Genomic DNA, 6,528 nt, shown 5'->3' with positions numbered 1-6,528 from the left:
ATACGGCGGTCAAGGTCGGCTCGGCCAGGGTTTTCATGACCCCGGACTGCTCCATGGCGTTGACATAGGCCTGCAGCGCCGACGAGCCGATCTGAAAGCCTGAATTCGACAGCTGCTTGCCGAGACCGGTGAAATTGTCGCTGAGCGCACCGTAGCTGATGCCGTTGCTGCCGCCGCTGCCGACCATGTTGACGCCGAGCTGCTTCATCACGGAGCGGCTGACTTCGGCGACCGTGACCTTCAGCGTGACCTGGTCGTCGCCAATGATCTGCAGCAGGTTGACGATCTTGCTGGTGCGGCGCTCCTGGTCCGGGTTGTCGATGTCGACACCGCTCTGGGCCGAACCGCCGGCTGCGGTCTGCGAATATTGTCCTGTCGTCGCTTCACCACCCGAAACGAAGATCGTCGCCAGGTCGACCGCGCGTTTTGCGTCCAGCGGCGTGTCGACCGTTCCAGTCAGGACGACGTTGTCATTCAGAAGTTCCACCTTGATGGCCGACGTCGGCAGGAAGCGTCTGATATAATCCTCAAGACCGGCAACGTCGCGTTCGACCGCCAGGTCCAGGCTGACGATCTGCTCGCCATTCGGGCCGAAGACAAAGATGTTCGTCTCGCCGACCGACTTGCCGAACAGATAGATGCGCCTTGCAGTGCGGGTCACCGCGTCGGCAACCGCCGGGTTGGCCACGAGAATGTCGTAGGCATCGCTCGGCAGGTCGATGACCACCGACTTGTTGAGGCCGAGTTTGACGCGCTGGGTGGCCGTCGATGCCGTGACCTGCGCGTTCTTTGCCTCGACAACGCTGCCTTGCACATTCGTTCCGACGAGCAGCAGGCCGAATGCCGCGGCTACGATTGCCGGCAGTTTGCCACCTAGCCTCATTTCCTTGCCCCCACTTCGGAAACTTCGCCCGACTTGATCAGCCTCACCGTTCCTCTGCGGCCATTGCCGGAAACGAGATAGTCCGCCTCACCCAGATTTTTTTCCTGCGTGTCCGCGACCGCCCGCAACGCCAGGGTCAGGCGATCCGCCATCTGCTGGGCGACGGTGATGATCTCCGCCTGCTTGGGCGTCAGTTCCAGCGTGGCGGTCTGGCCTACCCTGGTCTTCTTGCCTTCCTCGTCCTCCTGAATGGTCTGGTCGATGGCCAGGACACGGATGTTCTTGAGGATGGTCTCGGTGTTGAAGCCGGCGGCGCCGCCGGCGGCATCGGCCCTGCGGGTCATGATGACGTCGACGAAATCGTTGGGAAGAATGAAGCCCCCGGCCGACGTATCGGCCGAGATGGCCGTGGCGACCGCCCGCATGCCGGAAGGCAGGATCGACGACATGAAGCTCTGGCCCTCGCCGATCAGCTTGGACCGCCGCAGCGGTTCTCCGGCATACATCGCCACACGGGCAACGGAACTCTTCAGCTTGTCCAGTGCCTCGGGCTCGGCGGTGCGGGTGATGAAATTCGCGTTGACGCCGTCGGCGGGCCAGGATTGCCAGGCGATGTTGTTTTGGATCGGGTTGCCCATCGGAACGTCGCCTGAAAGCACAAGCACATCCTGGAGTGCCACCGCCGGGGCCTGGGGACCGGAATCGACGACGACCTGGGGCGGCGGTGCCACCATGTTCTTCGCGACATAGCCAGCGCCACCCGCCGCGGCCACCGCCACGCTCAGAATTATCAATCGCGATGCTGGCATTTGTCCGAACCCTTGCCCTGGCAAACCACGTAGCCAAGCCGGACTTTGCAGCGGCAATCGTCAAAACAAGGTTAATGTAATGCTTACGATCGTGATTAATTTAAGGTTTACATAAATTAGCCGGAATGTGGTCTGAACGGCCAAAATGGCCGGGCCGGCCCTGTTGAGAACGGGGTTTCGGCAATGCTGACAGACAATAAAAATAAGATAGTGCTCAAGTCGCCAGCCTGGCAAGCGCCCATACCATCAAAGGCGAATCCGGATAGGTCAGCAACCCGCCAAGGCCGAGGGCGACGCCATAGGGGACTCCTTTTGCCTCGTCGGCGAAATGGCGCAGAAACGGATTTTGGCCGGTAACGGCCGCAAGCAGCGACTTCCGGTAGAGGATGATCGCGAGCGTCAGCAGGCCGCCGATGATTGTCGAGGCGACCAGATACTCCACGAGATTGATATTGAGGCCCATCCACATTGCGGTGGCGGCCAGAAGCTTGGCGTCGCCGCCGCCCATGCCGCCCATTGCAAACAGGCCGAACGTCACGGCCAGGACCAGGGCGCCGGCGGCGAAATGTCCGCCATAGGCCGCCCAGTCCATGCCTGTCAGGGGCGCGACCAGCGCGAAGACGACGACGAGCAGCACCGGCACGCGGTTGGCGATCGTCATCGACAGCATGTCGGAGATCGCGGCAAACAGCATGCAGAATGGAAAAACGACGAAGATCAGGGCTTCAAGCATCGGCGCCACGCCTATTGTCCGATTTCATGGGGCTCAATCTAAGCATGTTCGATTAACGATTGATGAGGCTAGGAACGAAAGACGACCTATATCGCCAGCGGCATAGAAAAAGGGCCGCCACGCGGCGGCCCTTTTCCAGAACGCAATCTAAATGCTCGGCGATAAGCCGATCAGCTGCCGCTCGGCGTGCCGTTCAGGGTGCTGCCGATGTTGGTGAACTTGGCGTTCAGCGCATTGCCGAGCGTGCCGGCGCCAGTGATGATGGCGAGCGCGATGAGAACGGCGATCAGACCATATTCGATCGCGGTCGCGCCGGATTCGTCCTTCACAAAACGTGCGATGAGATTAGACATTCGAGAGCTCCTACTCCACGTGTTACAGCACTTCCGTCAACTTCTGTGATGGTTGATCGGATGCTGCCAATCTAGGGAGAAGCTCTTTCGATCGGCTTAAGAAACAGCCTTACCGATTCCTTTCCCGGTTCGAACATATTGCGTGGTTAACCTCGGGCTAATGTATCGCTGAGCCTTCCAGACCGGATTTGGTAGGCTTGCGACCCGACCGGACCGCGCGTCGCGGGCGCCCTTGGCGGCCATTGCACGATTGGCAACATCGCATGCTTAACCGTTGGTTCACCAATCTCGTTCATGTTCCGTTGATCAGTCCGCCTGCGTGGAGCGCCTCAATGGCCCAGCCGAGATCGTCAATCCTGATTGCCGCGCTTCTTGCCGTCTCGAGCTTCGTCGCGCCCGCCATGGCCGGCGCCGGCATCGAGGTCACGATGAACCAGGCCAAGATCGTCAAACTTTCGCGTCCCGCAGACACCATCGTGGTCGGCAACCCGGCAATCGCAGACGCTTCGGTGCAGGACGCTTCGACGATCGTGCTCACCGGCAAAGGCTTCGGCGTCACCAATCTGGTCGTGCTCGATACCGACGGCAGTCCCATCGTCGACGAGCAGGTTACCGTCGTGCGGCAGGCCGCTTCGTCGGTGCGCATCTATCGGCGTGCCGAAATCCAGACGATGTCCTGCACGCCCTATTGCGAAAGCTCCTACAAGAGCGAAGCGGAGAAGTCTTCCGAAGCGGAGATGAGCGTCAGCCGATAGGTGGCGTTGCCGACTGCCGTTCCGGTTATTGTCTGGTTAAGAGGCCTGCGCCGACTTTAACGATCATCCAAACCGGACCTCAATCGGTTTGCGCTAATGCTCCTTCCGAGACCACATAGAGATCGGCAGGATCGAACATGAGCAAGGAATTCGGTCGCGCAGGCGACCACAGAGTGAGACGCCCAAGGTTTTTCGCCCGCTTCCTTCGTGACCGGCGCGGCGCCACGGCAATCGAATTCGCGATCCTTTCAGTCCCCTTCGCGCTGCTTGTCTTTGCCATTCTGGAAAGCTGCATCTCGTTTGCCGGCCAGGAGGTGATGGCCAACGTCACCGACGATGTAGCGCGCAAACTGCGCACCGGCCAGTTGAGGGCGGCTGACGTTGCCGGAACCAATTTGCGGGACATGATCTGCACGAAACTGCAGATCATCGTCTCCCAGGATTGTCCCAATCAACTGCTGGTGGATCTTCGCCAATATACATCGTTCGCCGATGCGGCCACGGCAGGCTTCAAGATCCAGAACGGCGATGTCGTACTGACGAAAGGCACCGCAACCCAATCGTTCTCAGTGACAGCGGGTGCGGCGGAGTCGAGGAACATGCTTCGGGTCTTCTACAAGTGGCCGATCATGACCGACCTCATGGCGCAGTCGATGGGCGGCAACAAGACCCTGCATTTCGCATCGGTGACCTGGCAGAACGAGCCGTTCGACAACTGAGCGGAATGCACGAGCGGTATAAGAAAAGGGCAATGGGCATGATGCGTGCGGGGGCACATCTTATGATTACGGGAGTTTGGCGGAAAGCAAGTCGATTCTGGTCCGATCGCCGTGGCATCGCGGCGGTTGAATTCGCGTTGATCATGCCAATTCTGCTGATCATGTACTTCCTCACAATGGAAGCGTCGCAAGCCATCGAGACCAGCAAGAAGGTCAGTCGTATCGGCAGCATGGTGGCCGATCTCGTTACCCAGCAGACAAGCGTCCTCAAAGCGGATGTCGACGCCATCATGCAGATCGGCAGCGTCACCCTTCAGCCCTACAACCGCTCGCCCCCTAGCATCACCATCACGGCGATACAGGTTACGTCCGATGCGACGAAGGCACAGGTGGTTTGGTCACGCAAATTGGTCGCCAGTGTCGCCAGCGCCGGCGCCGCCGCGACCACCGAGACAACGGTCCCAGCGTCGCTCAAGGTCGCCAACACTTTTCTCATCCGCGTCGAAAGCAACCTCGGCTATACGCCGGTCATCGCGTGGAGCGCGAGCAGTCAACAGAAGCTTGGACTGACCTCGGCTTTCAGCAACATAACCATGGGCGAAACCTATTATCTGCGCCCCCGCAGAAGCGTGACGATCCCTTGCAGCGACTGTTGAACAGAACCAGCCAGGCCCTGCGCAGGGCCGCTCCAGCTATTGCTGCGGCTCACGGTCCGAAACGAAGCGCACGATAGCAGCGGCCATCTCGTAATCTTTTGGCGACACGCGAGCGAAGCCGCCGGAATGTCTCGATTCCAGGAGATCGTAGATATCGGGCGTCGTCGACTTGAGGTTGGTGAGGAACACGGCAAGCCTGCGCTTGGCTTCCGGGTCGAGATCGCTGCGGACCGCATGGGGGCCGTATCTCAACAGGCCCGACGTCCATACGATCCGAAGCGCCGTCACCGAGAGCCCTGCCGCCTCCAGCCTGGCCTGCGTGCCCGACGGTTCTCGCGGGCCGTCGGCAGCGGCCCTCACCCAGCCGAACAGGCCATCGGCCTTGCCGTCGACCAGCATCGTCTCGGCCGCCGCGTCCGAATCGGTGCGGGCCAAAAACTGTGCATCTTCCGCGATCTTGCGGCCCTCCGCCGCCAACGCCGCCAATGGCAGGAGAGAACCGCCGACGCTGTCCGAAGGCGCCATGGCGATACGATGGCGGTCCATCGCCGCCAGGGCAGGCAGCTTGCCGTCTCGCGTCAGCAGAACGGAGCGGATGCCGATCGCGCCGTCTGAATCGACCGGAGCGACAAGCGGCTCGATACATAAGCAGCGCTGCGAAGCCGTCGCATAGGCGGTGGCCGAATAGATCGCATATTCGATGCGGGCATCGGCCTGCGCCTCGATCAGCGCGGCATAGTTGCGGGCAACGACAAACTCGACCTTCATGCCCAAGGCCTTGGTGTAGGCGTCGGTCAACAGTGCCAGCCCCGGAACGGCATTGCCGGCGCCTGGCTCGGCAACGATGCCGATACGAAACGTGCCGATATCATCGCGCCAGTCGGCATGCGCCGGGTTGGACCAGAGCCCGACGAGCGTCAGCATGAGAGCGGCATAAGTCTTCAGCGCAACCCTCATGACAGGAACCACAGTCTGTTGTCCTCGATCCATGCCCATCCCAGTGCACTGGACTATCACGCCAAGCCGTTGCCGTTTGGTTTCCGAATTGCCAATGAAGTCGCGGAACCCTATGTCTGGTCGGTCAAACTGGCAACAACTCGATGGCGCGCGCTTTCCTCTTCGTTCTGGATTCCTTCGGCATCGGCGGCGCGGCCGACGCCGACCGCTACGGTGACGCCGGCGCCAACACATTCGCGCACATCGCAGAGGCCTGTGCGGAGGGCCGTGCGGATCGCGAAGGGCTTCGCAGTGGACCGCTGTTTGTCCCTCACATGGCGTCGCTCGGGCTTGGCAAGGCCGCCGAAACCGCGACGGGACTGGGGTTTGCCAACAGCGGGGCGGATCTGCTCCCAACTGCCTTTCACGGCGCCGCACAGGAGGTTTCGAGCGGCAAGGATACACCATCCGGTCATTGGGAAATCGCCGGCCTGCCGGTGCGCCTCGACTGGGGCTATTTCCCGGATACGGTTCCGGCCTTTCCGGCCGAACTGACCGAGGCTATCATTCGCGAAGGCAAGGTGCCGGGCATTCTCGGCAATTGCCATGCGCCGGGCACCGAGATCATCGAGCGCTTCGGCGAGGAGCACATCCGGACCGGCAAGCCGATCTGCTACACGTCGG

The 6,528-nt window shown here is 61.0% G+C and carries 8 protein-coding genes and 1 pseudogene; 4 read left to right on the top strand and 5 right to left on the bottom strand.

Features of this window, described 5'->3' with window-relative positions:
• From EN939_RS16370 to EN939_RS16355, 4 genes are all read right to left on the bottom strand, one after another.
• Nucleotides 1-883 (bottom strand): type II and III secretion system protein family protein (locus tag EN939_RS16370; RefSeq protein ID WP_127268814.1); only part of this gene is annotated, 883 nt, incomplete at its 3' end.
• Nucleotides 880-1,692, bottom strand: a complete 813-nt coding sequence (gene cpaB / locus EN939_RS16365) for a Flp pilus assembly protein CpaB (protein ID WP_127268813.1) — start codon at nt 1,690-1,692, stop codon at nt 880-882. The genes EN939_RS16370 and cpaB, both read right to left, overlap by 4 nt.
• 214 nt (nt 1,693-1,906) lie before the next feature.
• The gene (locus EN939_RS16360; protein WP_127268812.1) at nt 1,907-2,425 is read right to left on the bottom strand and encodes an A24 family peptidase; all 519 of its coding nucleotides are present in this window, start codon (nt 2,423-2,425) and stop codon (nt 1,907-1,909) included.
• A 170-nt stretch (nt 2,426-2,595) separates the two neighbouring features.
• A complete protein-coding gene (locus tag EN939_RS16355) occupies nt 2,596-2,778 on the bottom strand; it encodes a Flp family type IVb pilin (RefSeq protein WP_127268811.1) in 183 nt (60 codons plus the stop codon).
• 332 nt (nt 2,779-3,110) lie between these two features.
• Between EN939_RS16355 and EN939_RS16350 the strand changes: the two genes are divergently transcribed.
• From EN939_RS16350 to EN939_RS16340, 3 genes are all read left to right on the top strand, one after another.
• Complete coding sequence (locus EN939_RS16350; protein ID WP_013533687.1) at nt 3,111-3,533, top strand: pilus assembly protein N-terminal domain-containing protein; 423 nt, start codon at nt 3,111-3,113, stop codon at nt 3,531-3,533.
• Between the two features lie 137 nt (nt 3,534-3,670).
• Entirely contained in the window at nt 3,671-4,252 is a 582-nt protein-coding gene (locus EN939_RS16345) for a TadE/TadG family type IV pilus assembly protein (RefSeq protein ID WP_127268810.1), read from the top strand.
• Nucleotides 4,253-4,290: 38 nt separating this feature from the next.
• The gene (locus EN939_RS16340) at nt 4,291-4,908 is read left to right on the top strand and encodes a TadE/TadG family type IV pilus assembly protein (protein WP_127268815.1); all 618 of its coding nucleotides are present in this window, start codon (nt 4,291-4,293) and stop codon (nt 4,906-4,908) included.
• 36 nt (nt 4,909-4,944) lie between these two features.
• Here EN939_RS16340 and EN939_RS16335 read toward each other — a convergent pair whose 3' ends face one another.
• The gene (locus tag EN939_RS16335; protein ID WP_164751024.1) at nt 4,945-5,865 is read right to left on the bottom strand and encodes a phosphate/phosphite/phosphonate ABC transporter substrate-binding protein; all 921 of its coding nucleotides are present in this window, start codon (nt 5,863-5,865) and stop codon (nt 4,945-4,947) included.
• A 143-nt stretch (nt 5,866-6,008) separates the two neighbouring features.
• Between EN939_RS16335 and EN939_RS16330 the strand changes: the two are divergent.
• A pseudogene (locus EN939_RS16330) lies at nt 6,009-6,528 on the top strand (phosphopentomutase); the annotation flags it as partial.

The sequence above is a fragment of the Mesorhizobium sp. M7A.F.Ca.CA.002.05.1.1 genome, from assembly GCF_003998335.1.
Lineage (GTDB): Bacteria > Pseudomonadota > Alphaproteobacteria > Rhizobiales > Rhizobiaceae > Mesorhizobium.
The sequence above is the reverse complement of the archived record's forward strand: the minus strand, read 5'-3'. Positions and strand labels throughout refer to the sequence as shown.

Bases quoted from the DNA above. Each gene is read 5' to 3' on its own strand.
- cpaB (WP_127268813.1), bottom strand. From the start codon at position 1,692: ATGCCAGCATCGCGATTGATAATTCTGAGCGTGGCGGTGGCCGCGGCG.
- EN939_RS16360 (WP_127268812.1), bottom strand. From the start codon at position 2,425: ATGCTTGAAGCCCTGATCTTCGTCGTTTTTCCATTCTGCATGCTGTTT.
- EN939_RS16355 (WP_127268811.1), bottom strand. From the start codon at position 2,778: ATGTCTAATCTCATCGCACGTTTTGTGAAGGACGAATCCGGCGCGACC.
- EN939_RS16350 (WP_013533687.1), top strand. From the start codon at position 3,111: ATGGCCCAGCCGAGATCGTCAATCCTGATTGCCGCGCTTCTTGCCGTC.
- EN939_RS16345 (WP_127268810.1), top strand. From the start codon at position 3,671: ATGAGCAAGGAATTCGGTCGCGCAGGCGACCACAGAGTGAGACGCCCA.
- EN939_RS16340 (WP_127268815.1), top strand. From the start codon at position 4,291: ATGATGCGTGCGGGGGCACATCTTATGATTACGGGAGTTTGGCGGAAA.
- EN939_RS16335 (WP_164751024.1), bottom strand. From the start codon at position 5,865: ATGAGGGTTGCGCTGAAGACTTATGCCGCTCTCATGCTGACGCTCGTC.